16 protein-coding genes are annotated in these 21,788 nt (G+C 66.7%); 15 read left to right on the top strand and 1 reads right to left on the bottom strand.

Going from position 1 to position 21,788, the window contains the following annotated elements:
* The first annotated feature begins 371 nt into the window (after positions 1-371).
* From B5G02_RS08075 to B5G02_RS08045, 7 genes are all read left to right on the top strand, one after another.
* Positions 372-1,532 (top strand): linear amide C-N hydrolase, encoded by a 1,161-nt coding sequence (locus B5G02_RS08075; protein ID WP_094335852.1) that lies wholly within the window; start codon positions 372-374, stop codon positions 1,530-1,532.
* A gap of 243 nt (positions 1,533-1,775) precedes the next feature.
* The gene (locus tag B5G02_RS08070) at positions 1,776-2,195 is read left to right on the top strand and encodes a DUF3830 family protein (RefSeq protein ID WP_094335851.1); all 420 of its coding nucleotides are present in this window, start codon (positions 1,776-1,778) and stop codon (positions 2,193-2,195) included.
* A 3-nt stretch (positions 2,196-2,198) separates the two neighbouring features.
* Entirely contained in the window at positions 2,199-2,714 is a 516-nt protein-coding gene (locus B5G02_RS08065) for a hypothetical protein (protein WP_094335850.1), read from the top strand.
* A gap of 547 nt (positions 2,715-3,261) precedes the next feature.
* Entirely contained in the window at positions 3,262-4,338 is a 1,077-nt protein-coding gene (gene pheS, locus B5G02_RS08060) for a phenylalanine--tRNA ligase subunit alpha (RefSeq protein WP_094335849.1), read from the top strand.
* A gap of 56 nt (positions 4,339-4,394) precedes the next feature.
* Positions 4,395-6,866 (top strand): phenylalanine--tRNA ligase subunit beta, encoded by a 2,472-nt coding sequence (gene pheT / locus B5G02_RS08055; protein WP_094335848.1) that lies wholly within the window; start codon positions 4,395-4,397, stop codon positions 6,864-6,866.
* Positions 6,867-6,940: 74 nt separating this feature from the next.
* A complete protein-coding gene (locus B5G02_RS08050) occupies positions 6,941-7,786 on the top strand; it encodes a hypothetical protein (RefSeq protein ID WP_094335847.1) in 846 nt (281 codons plus the stop codon).
* A gap of 642 nt (positions 7,787-8,428) precedes the next feature.
* Complete coding sequence (locus B5G02_RS08045) at positions 8,429-9,289, top strand: DUF559 domain-containing protein (RefSeq protein ID WP_241146204.1); 861 nt, start codon at positions 8,429-8,431, stop codon at positions 9,287-9,289.
* A 292-nt stretch (positions 9,290-9,581) separates the two neighbouring features.
* Here the strand turns inward: B5G02_RS08045 and pyk are convergent, their stop codons facing one another.
* Positions 9,582-11,054, bottom strand: coding sequence for a pyruvate kinase (pyk, locus tag B5G02_RS08040; protein ID WP_094335845.1), 1,473 nt, complete (start codon positions 11,052-11,054; stop codon positions 9,582-9,584).
* 406 nt (positions 11,055-11,460) lie between these two features.
* On the opposite strand from pyk, the gene B5G02_RS08035 reads away from it, so the two are divergent.
* From B5G02_RS08035 to B5G02_RS08000, 8 genes are all read left to right on the top strand, one after another.
* The gene (locus tag B5G02_RS08035; RefSeq protein ID WP_094335844.1) at positions 11,461-14,142 is read left to right on the top strand and encodes a cation-translocating P-type ATPase; all 2,682 of its coding nucleotides are present in this window, start codon (positions 11,461-11,463) and stop codon (positions 14,140-14,142) included.
* Between the two features lie 363 nt (positions 14,143-14,505).
* Complete coding sequence (locus tag B5G02_RS08030; protein WP_094335843.1) at positions 14,506-15,087, top strand: zinc ribbon domain-containing protein; 582 nt, start codon at positions 14,506-14,508, stop codon at positions 15,085-15,087.
* A 9-nt stretch (positions 15,088-15,096) separates the two neighbouring features.
* Positions 15,097-16,248 (top strand): ribosome small subunit-dependent GTPase A, encoded by a 1,152-nt coding sequence (gene rsgA, locus B5G02_RS08025; protein WP_094335842.1) that lies wholly within the window; start codon positions 15,097-15,099, stop codon positions 16,246-16,248.
* A gap of 340 nt (positions 16,249-16,588) precedes the next feature.
* Positions 16,589-17,362: a Flp pilus assembly protein CpaB gene (cpaB, locus tag B5G02_RS08020; RefSeq protein ID WP_241146203.1), complete on the top strand. Its 774-nt coding sequence runs from the start codon at positions 16,589-16,591 to the stop codon at positions 17,360-17,362.
* Entirely contained in the window at positions 17,359-18,783 is a 1,425-nt protein-coding gene (locus tag B5G02_RS08015; protein WP_094335840.1) for an AAA family ATPase, read from the top strand. The genes cpaB and B5G02_RS08015 overlap by 4 nt, the downstream gene beginning before the upstream one ends.
* Positions 18,780-20,111 (top strand): CpaF family protein, encoded by a 1,332-nt coding sequence (locus tag B5G02_RS08010; protein ID WP_019239379.1) that lies wholly within the window; start codon positions 18,780-18,782, stop codon positions 20,109-20,111. The genes B5G02_RS08015 and B5G02_RS08010 overlap by 4 nt, the downstream gene beginning before the upstream one ends.
* Positions 20,090-21,145 carry a type II secretion system F family protein gene (locus B5G02_RS08005; protein ID WP_019239378.1) on the top strand — a complete coding sequence of 352 codons (1,056 nt, stop codon included), beginning with the start codon at positions 20,090-20,092 and terminating at the stop codon, positions 21,143-21,145. Before B5G02_RS08010 ends, B5G02_RS08005 begins: the two co-directional genes overlap by 22 nt.
* A gap of 6 nt (positions 21,146-21,151) precedes the next feature.
* Positions 21,152-21,784 carry a type II secretion system F family protein gene (locus tag B5G02_RS08000; protein WP_019239377.1) on the top strand — a complete coding sequence of 211 codons (633 nt, stop codon included), beginning with the start codon at positions 21,152-21,154 and terminating at the stop codon, positions 21,782-21,784.
* Positions 21,785-21,788: the final 4 nt, after the last annotated feature.

Genomic DNA, 21,788 nt, shown 5'->3' with positions numbered 1-21,788 from the left:
GGGACAGGTCGCTTTGAAGGCGGCCCCGCGGGGGCGCCAGCAGGTAGATGGGTCACCGCGCCGCGTACCGACATGGTATCCGCCGAACGGCGGTACGACCATATTGCAAATTATCAGTGCAGGTAGCCGAGTTGCCCGTTTGCCGGCTACTCGGCTACCCCCGCATAAACCGCTCGTTTCGCGCCATTTGGTATTCCGCTGGCGCGAAGAGGCCCACACCCCCTCCCTCAATTTGACGAAATTATAAATAACGTCAGCAAAATGACGAATCATGTTAGGATGATGCGCCGCTGCATCACGGCTGGCAGGCGCGCGGGCGCGTGTCCCGGCCACGAGTAGCGAAGATGCACGTCGAATCTGAGGGGGAATCAATGTCCGAAGAGAATACGTCTGGAACGGGTGCCACCGGCAACGCCAAGCGTCCCGGCCGCGCGCGGCGCATCGTCGTCCGCGTCATCATCGCGCTCGTAGTGCTCGTCGTGATCGCGGTTGCCGGCCTCGCGTTCATGTTCCGCAACGAGATCGCCACCGTCGCCTCGATCAAGAAGGTGAACGATTACCCGTCCTACACCATGACCTACCAGGGAGATTACGGCATCGATGAGTTCCTGGAGCAGGGCGGCGCCTCGAATGATGCCGAGCTCATCGACTTCGTGGTCCAGCACCTCATGAAGGGCCTGCCCGTCACCATCGAGTTGCCCGACCTCGCGTGCTCCACGTTCAACGCCGTGACGCCGGAGGGCGACGACATCTTCGGCCGCAACTTCGACCTCTCGTATTCGCCGAGCATGCTCGTGCGCACCGACCCCGATAACGGCTACGCGAGCATCTCGATGGTGAACCTGGGCTTCCTCGGCTACGGCGAGGAGAAGCTGCCTGATTCGCCCACCTCGAGCATCACGGCGCTCGCCGCGCCCTACGCCCCGCTCGACGGTGTGAACGAGAAGGGGCTCGCCGTGGGCGTGCTGCTCATCGACACCGACCCCACGGATCAGCGGACCGACAAGGTGGACATCACCACCACGACGGCCATCCGCCTCATGCTCGACAAGTGCGCCACGGTGGACGAGGCGCTCGAGCTGCTCGGGCAGTACGACATGCACTCGAGTGCGAACAGCTGCTACCACTTCCAGATCGCCGACGCGAGCGGCCGCACCGTGGTGGTGGAGTACATCGACGACGAGCTCTCGGTGCTCGAGGCCGACGACGCCACGACCGCGGGTACCCCCGCCGAGGGCCAGACGTATATGGCGGCCACGAACTTCCTGCTCACGCCCGGTGACTACGACTTCGGCGGCGGCCAGGACCGCTACGAGATCGTGATGAGCGGCCTCACCGCTGCCGACGGCGTGCTCAGCGAGGAGGATGCCATGGGGCTGCTGGCCGCCTGCGCGCAGGAGCCGCACACCAACAGTCGCGGCGAGGAGAGCGCGACGCAGTGGTCCGTGGTGTATAACCTGGACGATTGCACGGCAACCATCGCCACCGGCATGGATTACGAGAACACGTACACGGTGAGACTGGCGGAGTAGCGCCAGGAGCCATCGGGGGCGGGTTCACGTGACTCGAAATGGGTTGAAAGGAACCCGTCCCCACCGAACCCATCCCCAAGCTGCCGCGTTACTACGCCAGTGGTAAGATAGAGGAGCTAAACGGACAACACGGGCTGGGGCGACGGTTTTCTACCGGCGTGAAGTTGGGGCTCGGCGACCCCGTGCACCGTTTGCTCCTTATCCGCCAGCGAGCCCTTTGAGCGACGGATCAAGGAGGCTTCCATGGCACAAAAGCTCAAAATCACCCTTGGCGGCGAGTCGTATCTCGCCGACCTACTCTGGCAGGAGGCGCCGCGCACGTGCGAGGCGTTTATCGCCGCGTGCCCGTTCGAGTCGCGCATCTTCTCGGCGAAGATCTGCGACGCCGAAGTCACGTACCCGGTGCCCGGCGAGATCGCCGACCTCGACCTCATGGAGAACCCCAAGTTCGAGGAACCTGCGGGCGCTGTCGTGTGGTACGGCGCGTGGTCGTCGATCTGCATCTTCTTCGACATATGCGAGCCGTATGGCACCTGCAACATGTTTGCGCGCATCTGCGATGCCGACCGTGAGCGCTTCGCTGCCGCATGCCGTGCCGTGTGGGACGATCAGGGCGCGCCCATACGCAACGAAATCGTCGACGTCGAGGATGAGGAGGCGTAAGCCATGGCAACGATCGAGCATCTTTCGGGCTTGACGGCGGGCGAGTTGGCCTCGGCGCTGCGCGTCCTTGCGGATGATATGGTATGCAACGAGCCCGAGGACATCGAGCGCCTGCGCGCGCGAAAGCTGGATACCGGCCGCGAGTTCGCGGTGTGGGAATACGTCATGGGGTACTGCATGAACTTCTCCGACCAGATCTGCGTGCTGCGCACCCAGGCGGATGCCGTCGCGCGCGGCGAGGAGCCGGGCGACGCGGCGACGCTCGCGCGGAGCATGCAGCGCTTGTGCGCCTGGTATTCCGGCCAGTTCGACACGACGGCGAAGATGGACGACGCTGTGGCGATTCTGGCGCACGCGGGAGAGTGCTTCGGTGGCGTTTGCGACCTCGCGGCGTTCAGCGACTTGGCGCGCGGCCTCGAGCGATACCTCGTCCAGCTCATGTTCTGGGTCGACCGCCAGATTCCCTGGAGCGCGGTAAGCGACCTGGTGCATGGGTATAGGTTGCGCACGGCGAAGTAGAACCAGGCGAGCCGAGGGGTTGGTTGGAGACGTGTTCCGGCCAACCCCTTTTTGAGCTGGATGAACCTGGCCTCAATGACTCAAGCAGCGTTCGGTGCTCAACCGGGCACCTTTTGGAAGTTTCGACCTTTACTATCTAGCTGCGAATATCTTTCTCCTACCTGTACGCCATCTCCTCCGCAACCTGTGCTATCATTTCGACCAACGCGTTGACGGAGAGGGTTGCGCCCGCCGCGTCGCCGCACAGAGAGGGAGGGTCACCGGCTGAAAGCCTTCCTGCGGGGGCAAGGACGCAGCGTTCACTCCCGAGCAGCGACCTGAACGGAGCCCGCGCGGCGCACCCCGCCCGCGCACTGCTCTGAGTAGGGAAGCCGCCGGCCCGAGCGAGAACGGGCAAAAGCGGGCATGCCGGGCAGACATCCGGCAGCCAATCAAGGTGGTACCGCGGTAACTATGCCGTCCTTGGGTTCGTCCCAGGGACGGTTTTTTGTTCTATCGGGAAAGGCGCGTGCCCCTGGCGCGCGAAGCGATGAGGAAGAGGGAGTTCATGGGCTTGATAGAAGAGCTCGACGCGCTCGAGGCGCGTGCGAAAGACATGATCGCCGCGGCAGATGACGCGGCGGCGCTCGAGGCGGCGCGCGTGGCGCTGCTCGGCAAGAAGGGCGAGATCACGCAGGTCATGCACATGATGGGCAAGGTCGCGCCGGAGGAGCGCCCGGTGCTGGGCAAGCGCGCGAACGAGCTGCGCCGCATGGCGGAATCGCTCATCGAGCACGCGCAGGGCGACCTCAAGCGCCAGGCCATGCAGCAGCTCATGGCCACCGAGGCCGTCGACGTGACGCTGCCCGGCGCGCGCCCCACGATCGGCCACGCGCACCCCATCAACCAGATCAAGGAAGAGATCGAGGACGTGTTCTGCGGGATCGGCTACACCGTGGAGGCCGGCCCCGAGGTCGAGACCTCGTGGTACAACTTCACCGCGCTGAACGCCCCGATGGATCATCCGAGCCGCTCCGCGCGCGACACGTTCTACGTGGTGGACAACGCGCCCGGCAGCGTGCCGCACCCGGAGGAGCACGCGCACGGCGAGTCCGACGTGCTGCTGCGCACGCAGACCTCGGGCACGCAGATCCACATCATGGAGCACCAGAAGCCGCCCATCTACGCGATCGTCCCGGGCACGGTGTACCGCCCCGACACGGCCGATGCCTGCCACCTGCCGCAGTTCAACCAGGTCGAGGGCCTCGTGGTGGATGAGGGCATCACCTTCGGCGATCTCAAGGGCACGCTCGACTACTTCGCCAAGGCCATGTTCGGCCCGGAGCGCAAGACGCGCTACCGCCCGCACTTCTTCCCCTTCACCGAGCCGAGCTGCGAGCTCGACGTGTCGTGCCATGTGTGCGGCGGCAAGGGCTGCAGCTTCTGCAAGCACAGCGGCTGGATCGAGATCCTAGGCTGCGGCATGATCGACCCCAACGTCCTCGTGAACTGCGGCGTCGACCCGGAGCGCTACACCGGCTTCGCGTTCGGCATCGGCGTCGAGCGCGTCGCGGCGCTTCGCTACGACCTGCCCGACCTGCGCACGCTCATGACCGGCGACATGCGCTTCCTGAACCAGTTCTAATGTAGAAAAACCCCTGGGGTACTGTTGCATGCAGCATAGTTGAGAAGGACGATGAGATGAAAGTATCGTATAACTGGCTGAAGACGCTCATCGACGTGCCGGAGTCGCCGGAGGAGCTCTCGGCCGAGCTCATCCGCACCGGCACGGAGGTCGAGTCGATCGATACCGTGGGCGAGGCGTTCGACCATGTGGTCACGGCGCGGGTGGTCTCGAAGGAGCCGCACCCCGATTCCGACCACATGTGGGTGTGCAAGGTGGACGTGGGCCGCTGCAACCTGGGCGAGGACGGCGAGCCCGAGCCGCTCACCATCGTGTGCGGCGCCCAGAACTTCGAGCAGGGCGACCATATCGTCACGGCGCTCGTGGGCGCGGAGCTGCCCGGCGGCGTCAAGATCAAGAAGAGCAAGCTCCGTGGCGTTGTGAGCTGCGGCATGAACTGCTCGGCGCGCGAGCTGGGGCTCTCCGGCGACCACTCCGGCATCATGATCCTGCCCGAGGACGCCCCCGTGGGCGTGCCGTTCGCCGAGTACCACGGCAGCTCGGACACCGTGCTCGACTGCGAGATCACGCCGAACCGCCCGGATTGCCTATCCATGGTGGGCATCGCACGCGAGGTGGGCGCCATCTTCGACCGCGACACGCACATCGAGCTCCCGCAGATCCAGCGCGAGGACACCTCCGTGCATGTGGACGACATCGTCGACGTGCGCATCGCCGACCCGGAGCTCTGCAGCCGCTACACCGCGCGCGTGGTGCGCGGCGTGAAGATCGGCCCCTCGCCCGCGTGGCTTGCCGAGCGCGTCACCGCGGCGGGCATGCGCCCCATCAACAACGTCGTGGACGTCACGAACTACGTCATGATGCTCACCGGCCAGCCGCTCCACGCCTTCGACCTCGGCAAGCTCACCGAGCGCGACGGCCGCCGGCACGTGGTGGTCCGCGCCGCGTGCGACGGCGAGCAGATCGTGACGCTCGACGGCCAGGAGCGCGAGCTCTCGTCCGACATGTGCGTCATCACAGACGACGGCAACCGCCCCGTGTGCCTCGCCGGCGTCATGGGCTCGCTCGACTCCGAGATCGACGACACGACGCACGACGTGCTGCTCGAGGCCGCGTGCTTCGATTCGAGCCACATCTCGCGCACGAGCCGCGACCTCGCGCTCATCTCCGAGGCGTCCATCCGCTACGAGCGCCAGGTCGACCGCACGCGCTGCGACCAGGTTTCGGCCATCGCGGCGGCGCTCTTCGAGGAGTGCTGCGGCGCGACCGTCATCTCCGGCGCCATCGACGTGTACCCGTCGCCCATCGAGCTGCCCGAGCTCACGCTGCGCCAGAGCCGCGTCGAGCTCATCTGCGGCGCGCCGATCGAGCCGGAGTTCGTGGAGCGCTCGCTCACGCGCCTGGGCTGCGCGGTCGAGCGCGCGGAGGCAGACGGCGAGCCCGTGTTCCGCGTGGTGCCGCCCACGTTCCGCCCCGACCTCGAGCGCGAGATCGACCTCATCGAGGAGGTGCTGCGCCTGTGGGGCATGGGTCGCGTCGAGGCGACAATCCCCGCCGCGAGAAACCACATCGGCGGGCTCACGCACGACCAGCGGCTGCTTCGTCGCATCGGCTCGATCATGCGCTCCTGCGGCCTGAACGAGACCACGACGTACTCGTTCGCCGCCCCCGGCGACCTCGAGCGCACGCGCATGAGCGCCGAGGGCCGCGGCCTGCCCGTGGTGCTCATGAACCCGCTCGTGGCCGAGCAGACCGAGATGCGCCGCTCGCTGCTGCCCGGGCTTTTGCAGTCCGTGGCCTATAACGGCGCGCACGGCACGGCGAATGTGCACCTGTACGAGATGGGCACGCTGTTCTGCGGCCGCGAGCACGCGAGCCTGCCCAAGGAGCGCCATGCGCTCGCCGGCGTGCTGTCCGGCGCGTGGGGCGACGTGACGTGGAACCAGAAGTACAAGCCGCTGCGCTTCTTCGACGGCAAGGGCGTGGTGGAGGAGCTGCTCTCCCAGCTGCGCGTGGAGAAGGTGCGCTTCCGTCCCGCGGAGGGCGAGCGCTTTGCGTTCCTGCAGCCCGGGCGCGGCGCCGAGGTGCTCGCGGGCGGCGTCGAGCTCGGCTGGGTGGGCGAGATCCATCCCGCCGTGCGCGAGGCCTACGACATCGCGCTGCCCGTGGTCGCCTTCGAGCTGAGCCTCGAGGCGCTCATGAAGTGCGCGCGCGACCAGCAGGCCTACCAGGACTTCTCGATGTTCCCGTCGGTCGATGTCGACCTGGCGATCGTGGTCGATGAGGCCGTGACCTACGAGGACCTCGAGCGCCGGCTGCGTTCGGCGGGCGGCAAGCTCCTGCGCGACGTGCGCCTGTTCGACGTGTACCGCGACGAGGAGCGCGTGGGCGCGGGCAAGAAGTCCATGGCGTTCGCGCTCACGTACCGCGCGGACGACCACACGCTCACCTCGGAGGAGGTCGAGCGCGTGCACCAGAAGCTCGTGGCGAAGGTGACCAAGGCCGTCGGCGGCGAGGTGCGCGGCTAAGTTCGCGGCAGTAACGTGATGGGCGGCGACCCGATGCCAGGCGTTGGGTCGCCGCCCCTTTGAAGGGAGGGCGCGTGCCCAGCTGGAATATCCATATCGCGCATGCGGAGCACCTGTTCGCGCGCGAGGGCGCCGTGGCGCGCACGGTGCTCGACCGCAACGCGTTTTTGCTGGGCAGCCTCACCCCGGACATCCCGGTGGGGTACATGGTGCCGGGCGTGGAGCATCCTATCGCGTACCGCATCACGCATTTCGCGAAGCCGGCGTTCATCCCTAAGCCGCGTGAGCAGGAGTTTTGGGATGCGTACGTGGTGCCGGCCGCGGCCGCGCTCGCGGCGGAGGGGCTGGCGGGCACGCCGGCGACGGAGTGCCGGCCGGTCATCGCGGCCTCCTCGCTCAAGCTCGAGGCCGACCGCGTGAGCCGGATCCACTATCCGCAGCGCTACGAGGGCGTCCCTGAGCCGGTGCGGGAGGGCAGTCCGCTCGATGAGGCGGTTGCTCCCGCCGACATCGCGCGCTCGCTGCTCGATTTCGAGCTGGGTGTTTGGGTGCACCTGCTTGCGGACTGCCTGTGGAACACGCGGGTGAACGAGTTCCTCGACCGCGAGGGCATCGCCCCGAGCGAGCAGTTCCGCATCAAGAAGCAGGGGGATTTCGACGCGTTTGGCAAGACGCTGGCCATCGATTCCGTGCCGCGATCCACGCCGCGCCTCGTTGCGACCGCGGCGGCGTTCCCGCAGTACGCGATCGACGAGCGGACGCTGCTCATGACCATCGGCGTGGCGCACGAGGTCGTCCGCACGAACGCGCCGGCGCCCGTGCGGCAGCCATATCGCCTGCTCACCGACGAATTCTTCGATTCGGTGTTCGCTGAGGTCGTCGACCGCGCCGACGCGCTCCTGGCAGAGCGGCTGGGGTAGGGCTTCGGGCTGCGTTGGTCGTGCCGTGTGGGTCTTTGGATGTGTTCGAGCCTCGATACTGTGTGGGATTTCCCATCGTGTGAGTAGAGTGCCATTTCAGCTCGACGTGAGCTGGGCATTTCCTGCGATTTGCGGGTGTCTACTCGGCATTTTTGGAATCCCACACAGTATCAAGGCTCGAACATCTTTTCTTTGGGCTGATGTGCAGCCATACTGCATAATCTAAAAATCGAAGAACCGCTGGTATTATAAAAACCGTCACAATTACACCTCGTCTACCTGCGACGATGATAATTTGTCATCCCCGTGCCAGATACGTGCAAGGTCGCGCGTGAATACTTTTTTGTTCAGGAGCCGATCCGCTTGTCCGGTTGCTAAGCTCTGCTCATGTGCGCGGTCTTTTCACATACAACGGCTCTCAAGTACTTCAGGACTCCCCCTGAGGTACACGATCTATATGAGCACTATCCCGACCTCGATTACGAGCAGGGAAAGCGTTGGGTTGCGCGGAGCGCAAACGCCGGCGAGAGCCCGTTCGGAGCGATGGCACCGCCGTTTCACTTGCTTATATCAGAGAAGCGCGTGGGTTACCCCTCGGATTCGTTCATATACCACGTATGGGCGAACGAGGTTCTTCCTGGGATGATCTGGGATACCGAGCATGGCTTCTCGGTAACATCACCGATGTTTACGCTCATGAGCCTGGGACGCTGGCTTTCCACGCATCAGCTCACCATGCTGCTATACGAGTTCATGGGCAACTTCACGGTGTATAGGCCTACGGAGGAGGTGCGGGAGGCTCTCCAAAGCAAGATAGATTCGAATACGCTGTCTACGGTAGACGGATGGGTTCCAGCTTTGGATGCCGACGGCGACCTCACGGATTTATGGAAGCGTCCTCCCCTTATCCAGTGGAACGATTTCAATCGCTTCGTTTCGAGCGTGGAGGGAGTGCCGGGAGTGGGCAGGCTCAAAGCAGCTGCTCGCGACGTGTATGGCATGGCGTCGTCGCCGTTCGAGGTGCGGGCGGCAATGCTCCTGGGTATGCCGAGGCGCCGGGGCGGGCAAGGCTTTGCTCCGCTCGAGCTTAACCATCCGATACCGCTATCTGCTCAGGCCAGAAGGATATGCACCGAGCGGACGTGCTTTGCGGATTTGTATTTCGAAGGTGACGAGCGGCGCCCTCCGCTTATCGTCGAGTGCCAGGGAAATGCCTATCACGGTGGAGAGCGGGCTGCAGAGGATGATAACCGAGCGATGGCGCTCCAGAGTATGGGGCACACTGTTTTGCGCCTGCGCTCGCGGCAGCTCAAAGACGAATACCATCTGGATGACACGGCGAAGTGCATTGCCGGGCTATTGCATGTCGACCTGAAGCCAAAAAGCAAAGGGTTCAAGCGCGCAGAGCGATCGTTGCTGGCGGATTTGTCGATAGATTGGTGGAATCTCGGGGAGATTCAGCGTGTGTCGAGGGAGCAAAGCAAGTTCGGGGCTCGAAACTGAGTGGGATTTGCCAGGGACCGAGTACACGGCCATCACGAGTGTCTGTAAGCTGCGGTTTTGCCAAGAGAATCGAGTCTCTACTCGGCATTTCCGAAATCCCACACAGTATCAAGGCTCGAACGTCCGCCGCAACGCTTCCATTCGAAAACAGAACCGCCCCGCATGGCATAACCCGCTCCTCGAATGTCGAAAATCGGGTTCGACGCTCACGGCGTCATGCCATACGGGGCGAAAAGATCAAGCGCTCGCGGGGCGCATGCATCTGGCGTGCGCTGCCCGGCGTCTGTCGCTCTTAGCGCACCTGGGCGACGTAGACCACGTTCGTGGAGCTGCGCTTGCCGTCGCCGAGGGTGGAGTCGACGGCGGTCTTGGGGTCGCCGACGGTCACGACGGTGACGTCGCCGGGCTCAACGTAGCCGCGCTCCTTGGCGGTCTCGATGGCTTTCGCCACCGTGTCGTCGACGCTGCTGCCCTGCGTGATGGCGGCGAGGTGCGGCTCGATGCCCCAGTACATGAGCATCTTCTGCACGGCCCACTGGTGGCGCGAGAACGCCACGACTGGGACGGCGGGGCGGAAGTGCGAGATGAGGCGCGCCGTGCGGCCGGTGGTGGTGGGGCAGATGATGCACTTCGCGCCCACGGTGGTGGCCATGTTCACGGCCGAGAGGCCCACGACGTTGTTGATGACGCGCGTGCTCTGGCTGCCCTCGGGCACCTTGAGCTCGGCGTGCAGGCCCAGGTACTGCTCGGTCTCGTGCGCGATGCTCGCCTGCATGCGCACCGCCTCGACCGGGTACTTGCCGGCAGCGGACTCGCCGGAGAGCATCACGGCGTCGGTGCCGTCATAGATGGCGTTGGCGACGTCGGCGACCTCGGCGCGCGTGGGGCGCGGGTTGCGGATCATGGAGTCGAGCATCTGCGTGGCGGTGATGACCGGCTTGTACGCGGCGTTGCACTTCTTGATCATCTTCTTCTGCAGGTGCGGCACGAGCTCGGGCGCGATCTCGATGCCCAGGTCGCCGCGGGCGACCATGATGCCGTCGGACGCCTTCAGGATCTCGTCGAAGTTCTGGACGCCCAGCGCGCACTCGATCTTGGGGAAGATGCCCACGTGCTCGCCGCCGTTCTCACGGCAGAGCTCGCGGATCTCGCGCACGGCGGCGCCGTTGCGGATGAAGGAGGCCGCGATGTAGTCGATGCCCTCCTTCAGGCCGAAGAGGATGTCGGCGCGGTCGCGCTCGGTGATGGCGGGCAGGCCAATCTCGACGTTGGGGAGGTTCACGCCCTTGCGCTCACCGATCTCGCCGTCGTTCTTGACGACGCAGTGCATGTCCTGGCCATCGACGCTCTCCACGACGAGCTCGACGATGCCGTCGTCGATGAGGATGCGCGAACCGGGCTCGACCTCGCTGGGGAGGTTGAGGTAGTCGAGGGAGATGTGGCCGGCGTTGCCCAGGAAGTCCTCGGACGTGGGGCGCGCGGTGACGATGATCTTGTCACCGGTCTTGACGGCGACCTTCTTGTGGTCCTCGAGCAGGCCGGTGCGGACCTCGGGGCCCTTGGTGTCGAGCAGGATGCCGATCGTCATGTCGAGTTCGGCGGCGATGCGGCGGACGCGCTCGATGCGCTCATGGTGCTCGGCGTAGTCGCCGTGGGAGAAGTTGAAGCGAGCGATATTCATACCCGCCTTCATCATCTCGCGCAGCGTCTCGTCGTTGTCGCAGGCGGGCCCCATCGTGCAGACGATTTTCGTGCGTTTATACATGCAGACCTCCATAATCGGTGTCGTAAACGGCTCGATACATCTTTCTGGTGTGTGCATTATAGGTGAAACGGGGCTCAAATACGCCGTTCATCGGAGAATTTCGACCGATTGCCGATTTATTACCAAAAACGAGGCGCTTGCGTGGATTTGAGCGAAAGGTCGCACCAGTCGGCTGGCCGGCACCCCATGTAAAATTACCCCTGGGGTGTTTTTACATCTGCGCGGCTCTCGGCCCCGCCTGTTCCGCAGCCCAAAAAGGCAGGATTTTGCTGCTACCCCGATCTCAGTTCAGCTAATATATAAGTTTACGTGGCGAGCCCTTGCCTTCCTGGAATTATGATCGGGAGCCATGGTCGTATCGGGGCGCATCTGCGCCCGTCGTTCCTATGTATCAGGAGGGATACATTTGAAGGAATACCTTGCTTCCACTGAGGACGTGCTCAAAGAGCAGTCCACGAATGCGGAAACGGGTCTAACCTCGGCCGAAGCGCAGAAGCGCGAGGCGAAGTACGGACCCAACAAGCTCAAGGAAGAAGAGAAGACGCCGCTGTGGATCCGCTTCTTCCAGCAGATGGCCGACCCCATGGTCATCATGCTCATCGTCGCCGCGGTCATCTCGGCCGTGACCGGCATGATCCAGGGCGAGTCCGAGTGGGCCGACGTCATCATCATCATGGCGGTCGTCATCATCAACTCCGCCCTCGGCGTCATCCAGGAGGCCAAGAGCGAGGAGGCGCTCGCCGCCCTGCAGGAGATGAGCGCCGCCCAGTCCAAGGTCATCCGCGACGGCAAGCTGATCTCCCTGCACTCCTCCGAGCTCGTGCCCGGTGACATCATCCTGCTCGAGGCCGGCGACGCCGTGCCCGCGGACTGCCGCGTGCTCGAGAGCGCGTCCATGAAGATCGAGGAGGCCGCCCTCACCGGCGAGTCCGTCCCGGTGGAGAAGAACACCGAGGCCATCACCCTCGACAAGGACTCCGACGACGTGCCGCTCGGCGACCGCAAGAACATGTGCTACATGGGCTCCACCGTGGTGTACGGCCGCGGTAAGGCCGTGGTCTGCAGCACCGGCATGGACACCGAGATGGGCAAGATCGCCGGCGCCCTCAACGACGCCAAGGAAGAGCTCACGCCGCTGCAGATGAAGCTCGCCGAGCTCTCGAAGATCCTCACCATCCTGGTCATCGTGATCTGCGTGGTCGTCTTCGCCGTCGACGTGATCCGCGCCGGCTTCGGCACCGTCATGGCCGAGCCGCACATGCTGCTCGACACCTTCATGGTGGCCGTGTCGCTCGCCGTCGCCGCCATCCCCGAGGGCCTCGTCGCCGTCGTGACCATCGTGCTTTCCATCGGCGTCACCAAGATGGCGAAGCGCCAGGCCATCATCCGCAACCTCAGCGCCGTCGAGACGCTCGGCTGCACGCAGGTCATCTGCTCGGATAAGACGGGCACCCTCACGCAGAACAAGATGACGGTCGTGAAGCACGAGCTCGCCTCCTCCGAGGAGAAGCTGCTCGCCGGCATGGCGCTGTGTTCCGACGCGAAGTGGGACGAGGAGGCCGGCGAGGCCGTGGGCGAGCCCACCGAGTGCGCGCTCGTGAACGACGCCGCCAAGGCCGGCATGACCGGGCTCGACGTCGAGCACCCGCGCGTGGGCGAGGCCCCGTTCGACTCCGGCCGCAAGATGATGTCCGTGGTGGTCGAGGAGGCCGACGGCAGCTTCGAGCAGTACACGAAGGGCGCGCCCGACGTCATCCTGAACCTCTGCACGCACATCTGGCAGGACGGCGAGGTCGTCCCCATGACCGACGAGCGCCGCGAGCAGCTGCTCGCCGCCAACAAGGCTATGGCCGACGAGGCGCTCCGCGTGCTCGCTCTCTCCAGCCGCACCTATATGGAGAAGCCCGTCGACTTCAGCGCCGAGGCGCTCGAGCACGACCTCGTGTTCTGCGGCCTCTCCGGCATGATCGACCCCGAGCGTCCCGAGGTGGCCCCGGCCATCGCCGAGGCGCACGGCGCGGGCATCCGCACCGTCATGATCACGGGCGACCACGTCGACACCGCCGTGGCCATCGCGAAGAACCTCGGCATCGTCGAGAGCCGCGACCAGGCCATCACCGGCGTCGAGCTCGACAAGATGTCCGACGAGGAGCTCGACGAGCGCATCGAGCAGTACGGCGTGTACGCGCGCGTCCAGCCCGAGCACAAGACGCGCATCGTCGAGGCGTGGAAGTCGCGCGACAAGATCGTCGCCATGACCGGCGACGGCGTGAACGACGCCCCGTCCATCAAACACGCGAACATCGGCATCGGCATGGGCATCACCGGCACCGACGTCACCAAGAACGTCGCCGACATGGTGCTCGCGGACGACAACTTCGCCACGATCATCAACGCCTGCGAAGAGGGTCGCCGCATCTACGACAACATCCGCAAGGTCATCCAGTTCCTGCTCTCCGCGAACCTCGCCGAGGTGTTCTCGGTCTTCGCGGCGACGCTCATGGGCTTCACGCTGTTCCAGCCCATCCAGCTGCTCTGGGTGAACCTCGTGACCGACTGCTTCCCGGCGCTCGCGCTCGGCATGGAGGACGCCGAGGGCGACGTGATGAAGCGCAAGCCGCGCAACGCCTCCGACGGCGTGTTCGCCGGCCACATGGGCTTCGACACCGTGGTGCAGGGCCTCATGATCACCGTGCTCGTGCTCGCCAGCTTCTTCTGCGGCGTGTACTTCGACCTGGGCGAGATCGACCTCAGCCAGCTCGCGACCAGCATGGCCGACGAAGAGGGCGTCATGATGGCGTTCATCACGCTCAACATGGTCGAGATCTTCCACTGCTTCAACATGCGCAGCCGCCGCGCCAGCATCTTCCATATGAAGAAGCAGAACAAGTGGCTGTGGGGCGCCGCGTTCCTGGCGCTCGTGCTCACGCTCATCGTGGTCGAGGTCGACGCGCTCTCGATGATCTTCTTCGGCGTGGAGCACCTCGAGCCCAAGGGCATGATCACGGCGCTCGCGCTCGGCTTCCTGATCATCCCGCTCGTGGAGATCTACAAGGCCATCATGCGCGCGGTGGAGAAGGAGAAGTAAGCGCCGCCGCGTGACATCGTCCTGCTCGGGGCTCCCCGGGTTTCCTCCTCGCTTGTCCTCGCCGCTTCGCGGCTGCGGAATCGCTCGGAGGAAGCCCCGGGGAGCCCCTTCGTTTTCGCTGTCGGCGGCGGCGCGCATCGCTTCGCTCGCGCGCATGACGGACGCGGTGGTAGGGCGGTGGAAGGCACGGAGTTGTGGCGGGCTCGGGCGCTTCGCGCCGGGGGGCGGTGCGGGACGTGCGGCTGTGTATCCAAACGGAGTTCAGGCGCGCATGTGGGGCGCTTCGTGAGACAATAGGCGCAACGGTACGCTTGATGGGGCGCGAGGCTGGCGGTCGCGCCCGCGCATGGGAGGCGGTTGGCAATGGACGAGATTCAGGAGCTTGAGCAGCAGATCGCCGAGCTCGAGCGCACGCTGGCGGCTGCGCACACCGATGTCGACGACGCGACGGCCGAGGTCGAGCGCGAGAAGCTGCTCATCGAGCAGACGCAGGCATCGATCGCCCAGCTCGAGGACGGCATCGAGGCGAAGCGGCAGCTCATCGCCGAGCTGGACGAGCAGCTTGCCGGGCTGCATGCCCGCATCGAGGAGGCCCGTGCGCGCGAGGCGGCAGAGGCCGCAGCGCTGGCGGCTGCCGCGCAGGCGGAGGCCGAGGCTCAGGCAGCGGGCGAGGTCGTGGTGGAAGCTGCGGGCGCGGCCGTCGTCGAGGAAGCCGCCCCTGCCGAGGAGCCTGCTCCGCAGCCTGCGGAGACCCTGATCTGCCCCGTGTGCGGTAGCGTCATCGAGCCGCACTTCAAGTTCTGCCCTGGGTGCGCGCATCCCGTCGAGGAGCTGTTCGCGCCCGAGCCGGTCGAGGTGCACAAGCGCTGCCCGCAGTGCGGCAAGATCTGGGACGACGACATGAACTTCTGCGCGGACTGCGGCGTCCCGCTGATCGTGGGCTAACGGCTGGGTATGGCGAAGCGGGCACGTAAAACGTCGGCGCACGGCGGGAAGCGCCGGTCGTCCGCTGCGAGCGAGGCGCAGGCGGTCGCCGCGCTCCCGAAGATCGATGCGCTGCACGACGTGCCCGCCTTCGACGACTTGCGGCTCGACGATGCGCAGCGCACCGCCTTCGACGCGTTCTGCGCGACCGCCGAGGATCCCGCGCAGATGCAGCTCGGCTGCGTCGTGCGCCTCGACCGCGGGTTCCCCTTGGTGGCAACCGAGCACGAGACGCTGCGCGCCGAGCATGCCGTGGGCTTCGCCAAGCGCCGCGGCGAGGAGGAGGTCCTGCTGCCCGCCGTGGGGGACTGGGTGGCGGTGCGCTTGGCCCCCGGCCACGATATGGGCGTGATCGAGCACGTCCTGCCCCGGCGCACGGTGTTCGAGCGCTGGCGCGGCAAGAACCGGGGCGAGCGCCAGGTACTGTGCGCGAACGTCGACACCATCCTCATCGTGCAGCCGCTCGGGGCCGGCGAGGTGCTGCTGGGCCGCATCGCCCGGTCGCTCGTGCTCGCGGAGGATTGCGGCGCGACGCCGGTCGTGGTGCTCACGAAGGCGGATCGCTGCGACGCCGACGGGCTCGCGCGCGAGCTCGGGCGCGTCCGGCGGCTCGTGGGCGAGGGGGTGCGCGTGGTCGTGACCTCGTCCGCGACGGGTGCGGGCCTCGACGAGGTGCGCTCCTGCGTCCCGCCGAAGACCTGCGCGATGATTCTGGGGGAATCGGGCGCGGGCAAGTCGACGCTGCTCAACGCGCTGCTCGGGCACGAGGCGCTTGAGACGGGCGCGGTGCGCGCACGCGACGATGCCGGCCGGCATACCACGGTGGCGCGCGTGATGGTGAAGCTGCCGGGCGAGAACGGGGTCATCGCCGATGCGCCCGGGTTGCGGAGCCTGCCGCTCGTGGGGCACGAGCGCGGCCTCGCGCGGACGTTTCCCGAGGTCGTCGTCGCATCACGCGACTGCCGCTTCAACGATTGCACGCACACCCATGAGCCAGGGTGCTCGGTGCGCGCGGCGGTCGAGGCGGGCGAGATCGACGAGCTGCGCCTTGAGGTGTTCCGCGGCCTCGCCGAGGAGATGCGCGTGAGCGCTCAGAGCCTCGACCCGGATATCCATCTGTAGGCGCCGGGTCAGGCCGCGCGGGCGCGCGTGGGGGAATGTGCGCAGTGTCGCATGCATACATAGCAGGGAAAACTGAATATTTTCGTCGATTGCGCAGGCCGGCGCCGTGTGAAGCGCTTTAGAAAAGCTTGTCACCCAACCGGCCGGTTCTGGCACGTTTCTGGCACGCCCTGCCAGAATGCGACAAGGCTTTTGCAAGGTCGCGACGGACTTTCTGAAGTTCTTCCCCGGTAGCTCCACGCGGCTCCCGACAATGGGGCTACGGACAGGGCCGTACGGACGGGGGTGGACGATGAGGCGCGGGGTTCGGTTTGCGCTGAGCGCGGTATCGGGAGTCCTGGTGCTCGTGCTGGTCTCGTGGTACGGCTCGTCCATCCGCGCCGAGGCGGAACGCGAGCGCCAAGACCTGCTCGCATCTTACGGCGGGGACGTCGTGAGCGTGTGCGTGGCGTCGCATGACATCGCGGCGGGCGAGATGCTCGACGAGGGCGATGTGCGCATGGAGGACTGGGTCGCGGGGCTGCTGCCCGCGGACGCGGCGACGTCGATCGAGGACGTCGTGGGAAAGCGCGTCAGCTCCAGCGTGCCCGAGCGCGCGGTGCTCTGCCCGGTCTATTTCCAGGAGCGAACGGGCGGGCTCGAGGTTCCCGAGGGCGCGGTGGCGGTATCGGTCGCCGTCGACCCGGCGCATGCCGTCGGGGGTTCGGTCGCGTCGGGAGATGCCGTCGATGTCTACCTCTCGGGCGCGGGGCTCGCGGATCGGATATGCCGGGCGACCGTGATCGACACGAGCGCCGAGCAGGCAGGCGGGGCATCCGGCGACCTGAGCTGGGTGACGCTTGCCGTGGAGCCCGACCGCGTGTCCGAGTTGCTCGCGGCTGTGGCGCAGGGGACGGTCAGCCTGGTCGCGCCCGGCTCCGGCGTCGATGAGTCATTGGGGACGGGTTCAAATGACTCATCGGAGTCACTGGGGACGGGTTCAAATGACTCATCAGCGGCCGAGGACGTGAAGGATTCGGAAGGGGCTGCGGATCCCGAGGACGCGGGCGAGGCGTCCGACGCGGAAGCGGATGCCCAGGACACGAGCTCAGAACTTGGAGGGGATGCGCGATGAAGCCGTTGTGGTTCGCATACTGCACCTGCGAGGAGTACCCGGTCGTGCAGCGGGAGATCGAGCTGCGGGAACATGGGGCGTGCGTGCTGCGTGTCGACGACCTTGAGCTGCTCGGGCGCATAGCGGGTGCGCTCGATGCCAAGGTCGCGGGGACGGTGGTGCTCGCGCGGGGTCTTGGCATCGAAGCCCATGCGGCGCTCGTCGAACGCATCGCGCGAACCGATGGCACGGGTCGCGTCGTGGCGCTCGTGGAGGCGATCGATCCGGCACGCATCGCCCCGCTGTTCTACGCGGGTGCCGATGAGGTCGTGCCGCTCGAGGAAGCCCGTCGCACGGGTGCGGCTGCGATGACTGCGGAGAAGCAGAGTGAAGACGGCGAAGGGACTGCTGCGGAGAAGCGAGCCGAGGACAGCGAAGGGGTTGTTGCGACGCCGATTGAGGCGCAGCGCACGCAGATAGAGACGGCGTATGGCGCTGCGAAGGGCATGAGCCACTCGAACGGCGTGGACGACCTGGATGAGCCGGACGATCAGCCGCGCCCGCGTGCCAAGGCGCCGTGGGAACGCGACCGGCCGAAGCATCGCGCGCCCGTCGTGTGCGTCGCCTCCGGCCGCGGGGGCGTGGGCAAGACCACGATCGCGACGGCGATGGCGTGCGACGCGGCCCGCATGGGGCTGCGCGCCGCGCTCGTCGACCTCGACCTCATGTTCGGCGATGCCTACGGGATGCTGGGCGTGGAAGAGCCCCGCGACCTGGAGGGAATCGTCCAGGCAGCTTCATCGGGCTCGCTTTCGGAGGCCGATATCGTGCGCGCGTCGATGCGCGTCGCCCCCGGGTTGACGGTCTGGGGGCCGATCGGCGTACCAGAGCGGGCGGAGCTGCTCGGGAAACCGGTCGAGGTCTTGCTCGAGGTGCTTCGGGCCGAGGCGGACGTCGTGATCGTCGATACTTCGGCGACGTGGACGGATGCGGTCGCCGCAGCGGTGTCCCAGTGCGACCGGTGCCTCATGGTCGCCGACGGCGCGACGGGCACGGCTCCCGCGCTGCAGCGCGCCATCTCCCTGGCGGGGCGCTTCGGCCTCCCGCGCACGCGCATGACCTGCGTGGTCAATCGAGTCGGCGCGCGCTCATGTCCAGAGGATATGGCCATGCGCATCGAGATGGCGGCGGCGCTGAGCTCGAAGGCGCGCGTCATGGATGGCGGCGGCGACCTCGCGGGGCTCGCGGAGATCGGTCATATGGACGAGGCAGCGCGGGCGCAGACCCCGTTCGCCCAGAGCGTGCAGGTTCTTGCCGTGCGCGTCCTGCGCGAGCTGGGGTGCACGCTGCCGGAGGATGCGCTGCGCATCGAGGCGCGGGGCGTGGATGCGGGTCGCAAGCGGCTGCGCCTGCCATGGAAGAACGTGGGTGAGGCGGCATGAGCGTTTTGCAGCGCGCGCAGGTCGTTCGGGCAGCGGGACGGCCCCGGAAGCGCGACGGTGCGCGCTCCACAGCGCATCGCGCGGCGCTGCGGTCGGTGAAGCGCGAGACGCTGGAGCGCATCGGGTTCGATGAGGTCGCGCGCATCGTGGCGGATACGGACGCGGACCAGGCGCGCGGCGAGCTGCGCCCCGCGATCGAGGCCGTGCTCAACGCCCAGGTGCGCGAAGACCTGGACGACGGGGAGCGCGAGCTCATCGTGAACGAGGCGCTCGACGACGTGGTGGGCTTAGGGCCGCTCCAAGCGCTGCTCGAGGATGAATCGGTGAGCGAGATCATGGTGAATGGGTGCGGCTCGGCCTTTTTCGAGCGCAAGGGCACCCTGCACCCCTTGGGCGCCCTGTTCGAGGATGACGAGCAGATCCGCATCCTCATCGATCGGATTCTCTCGCCGCTCGGGCGCCGCGTCGACGAGCGGAGCCCCATCGTGAACGCGCGCCTGCGGAGCGGGTATCGCGTCAACGCGGTGGTTCCACCCGTGGCCATCGACGGCCCCGTGCTCACTATCAGGAAGTTCTCCGATCGCATCAGCTCGCTCGCGGAGCTCGTCAGGCTCGGCTCGCTTCCCGATTGGTACGCGCGCCTGCTGTCGTGCGCCGTCGCGCTGCGGCAGGATCTTGCCGTCGCGGGCGGCACGGGTTCGGGCAAGACGACCCTGCTCAACGCGCTCTCGTGCGAGATACCCACCGGCGAGCGCATCGTGACCATCGAGGATTCCGCAGAGCTCAAGTTCTCCCGGCACCCGCACGTGGTGCGGCTCGAGGCGCGCGCCGCGTCCATCGAGGGCGAGGGCGCGGTGAGTATCCGCGACTTGGTGACGAACGCGCTCCGCATGCGGCCCGATCGCATCGTGGTGGGCGAGGTGCGCGGCGCGGAGTGCATCGACATGCTCCAGGCCATGAACACCGGCCACGACGGGTCACTCACGACGCTGCATGCGGGGACGGAGGATGAGGCGATCGTGCGTCTCGTCCTGCTCGCGCGCTACGGCATCAACCTGCCCTCGGAACTCATCGAAGAGCAGGTGGCGATGGCGCTGGACGGGATCGTCATGTCGGAACGGCACCCGGATGGCAGGCGATTCGTGTCGTCGTATTCCGGGGTGAGCAGAGCGGAACACGGCGGCGTGAAGCTGGAACGGTACGTTTCGTTCGATCGCGCGACGGGGACGTGGGAGCTCGTGCGCGAACCCCCGTTCATCGAGGAAGGGCTTCGTTCCGGCGCACTCACGAGCGAGGAGGTGCAGGCATGGCGGACTATGTGCCCATGATGACGGCCGCGCTCGCGGCGGCGGGCGTGTATGGCGCCTTGGGCGGAACGGGCGTGCGACGGGGCGTTGGCAGCGGCATCGGGTCCGCGGCGTGTTCGCGCGGGGCGGGCGATGCCGTGCGATCCGCGCTTCGCCGCCTGGGTGCGGCGGTTCCCGCGTGCGTGTGCGACACCGCTGTGATGCGCGCGTGCTGCGCCGAGCTCGCGCGGACGAAGGCGTATGCGCGGGCGATGCGCGTGCTCGGGGCGGAAGCGCCGCGCGGCACGGCGAAGGCGTGCCCGGCGGACGACGCGGTGGAAGCGGCGGATGCTCCGCCGTTGTCCCTGCATACCCGGGCTGAGACGGAACTGCAGCGGGGCATGCTCGTCGCCGCGCTCTGTCTGGGCGGCATGGCGGGCGTGCTCGCGCTGGGCGGCGTCATCGGGTTTGCCGCGGGCGCTGCTGCTATCGCCATCGTCCTGGTGGTGCGCGCGGCGCGGCGGGCGCGCGAGGAGCGCCAGCGCATCGCGTCGGCGATGCCCGAGGCGTTCGCAGCCCTCGCGATCGCGCTCGGCTCGGGCCATACGCTCGCGCAGGGCATGCGCTTCGTGGGGAGCCATGCCGAGGAGCCGGTTCGCGGCGAGTTTCTCCGCGTGGCATGCGCCGTTGACTGCGGCATCTCCGCATCCGATGCCCTGGACGACCTGCTTGCTCGCCTTCCCGCCCCGGGTCTCGGGCTCGTATCGCTCGCCCTCAAGGTCTCGCAGCGCACCGGGGCACCGCTCCGGGAACTTTTGGCGGAGGCGGCGGAGATGGCGGGTGAGCGCATCGCCCTCATGCGCCAGCTGGACGTGAAGACATCCCAGGCGCGCATGTCGGCCCGACTCGTCGCTTTGATGCCCATCGCCATGGTCGGCGCGCTCGCAGCGGTTTCGGTTGACTTTCGAAACGGTCTCGCCACGCCGGTCGGCGCGGGCTGCGTGGCCGTGGCGCTGGTGCTCGATGCCTGCGCATGGGTCATCATCCGGCGCATCATGCGCATCGATGTGGGGTGATGCGGAATGGGTGTGGTGGTTGCCGGGGTGCTCTCGGCATGGCTCTGCTGGCTGCTGACGGGTTTCGGCGCGGCCGATCGCGCGTGGGCGGCCTCGATGCTGCGCCGCGGCCTCGTGGGCGCGGAACGCACGTTTGCGCATATACGGCGCTCGATGCGCGCTCGCATGAGGCCGCGCCGCGCGAGGGCGGCGCAGGAGGCAACGCTTGGCCAGATCGCGGAGATGATCGATGTCGTGCGCCTCGGGCTCTCCGCCGGGCTGTCGTTCGATGCCGCCCTGGAGCTCTTCTGCGCCCATCGCTCCAGCGCGCTTGCCAAGCGCATGGAGCGGGCTCGCCTGTCGTGGCAGATGGGCATCGCGACGCGCGGGGAGGAGCTGGAACGCGTGGCGCGCGACCTCGGCGAGCGGTCGCTGGAGTCGTTCGGCATCGCGGTCGACCAGGCACTCAGCCTGGGCTCGCCACTGTCCGAGACGCTTGCCGCGCAGGGGCGCGAGATACGGGCGGCGCACCGGGCGCACGTCGAGCGCGAGATCGAGCGCGCACCCGTCAAGCTGCTCATCCCGACCGGGACGCTCATCCTGCCGGCGCTGTTGCTTTCCATCGTGGGTCCGCTGCTCGCGGCGAGCGGCATGGTGTAAGGAG

Source organism: [Collinsella] massiliensis (assembly GCF_002161605.1).
GTDB lineage: Bacteria > Actinomycetota > Coriobacteriia > Coriobacteriales > Coriobacteriaceae > Enorma.
Note: the sequence above shows the minus strand (reverse complement) of the source record. Positions and strands in the feature narration are given on the sequence as shown.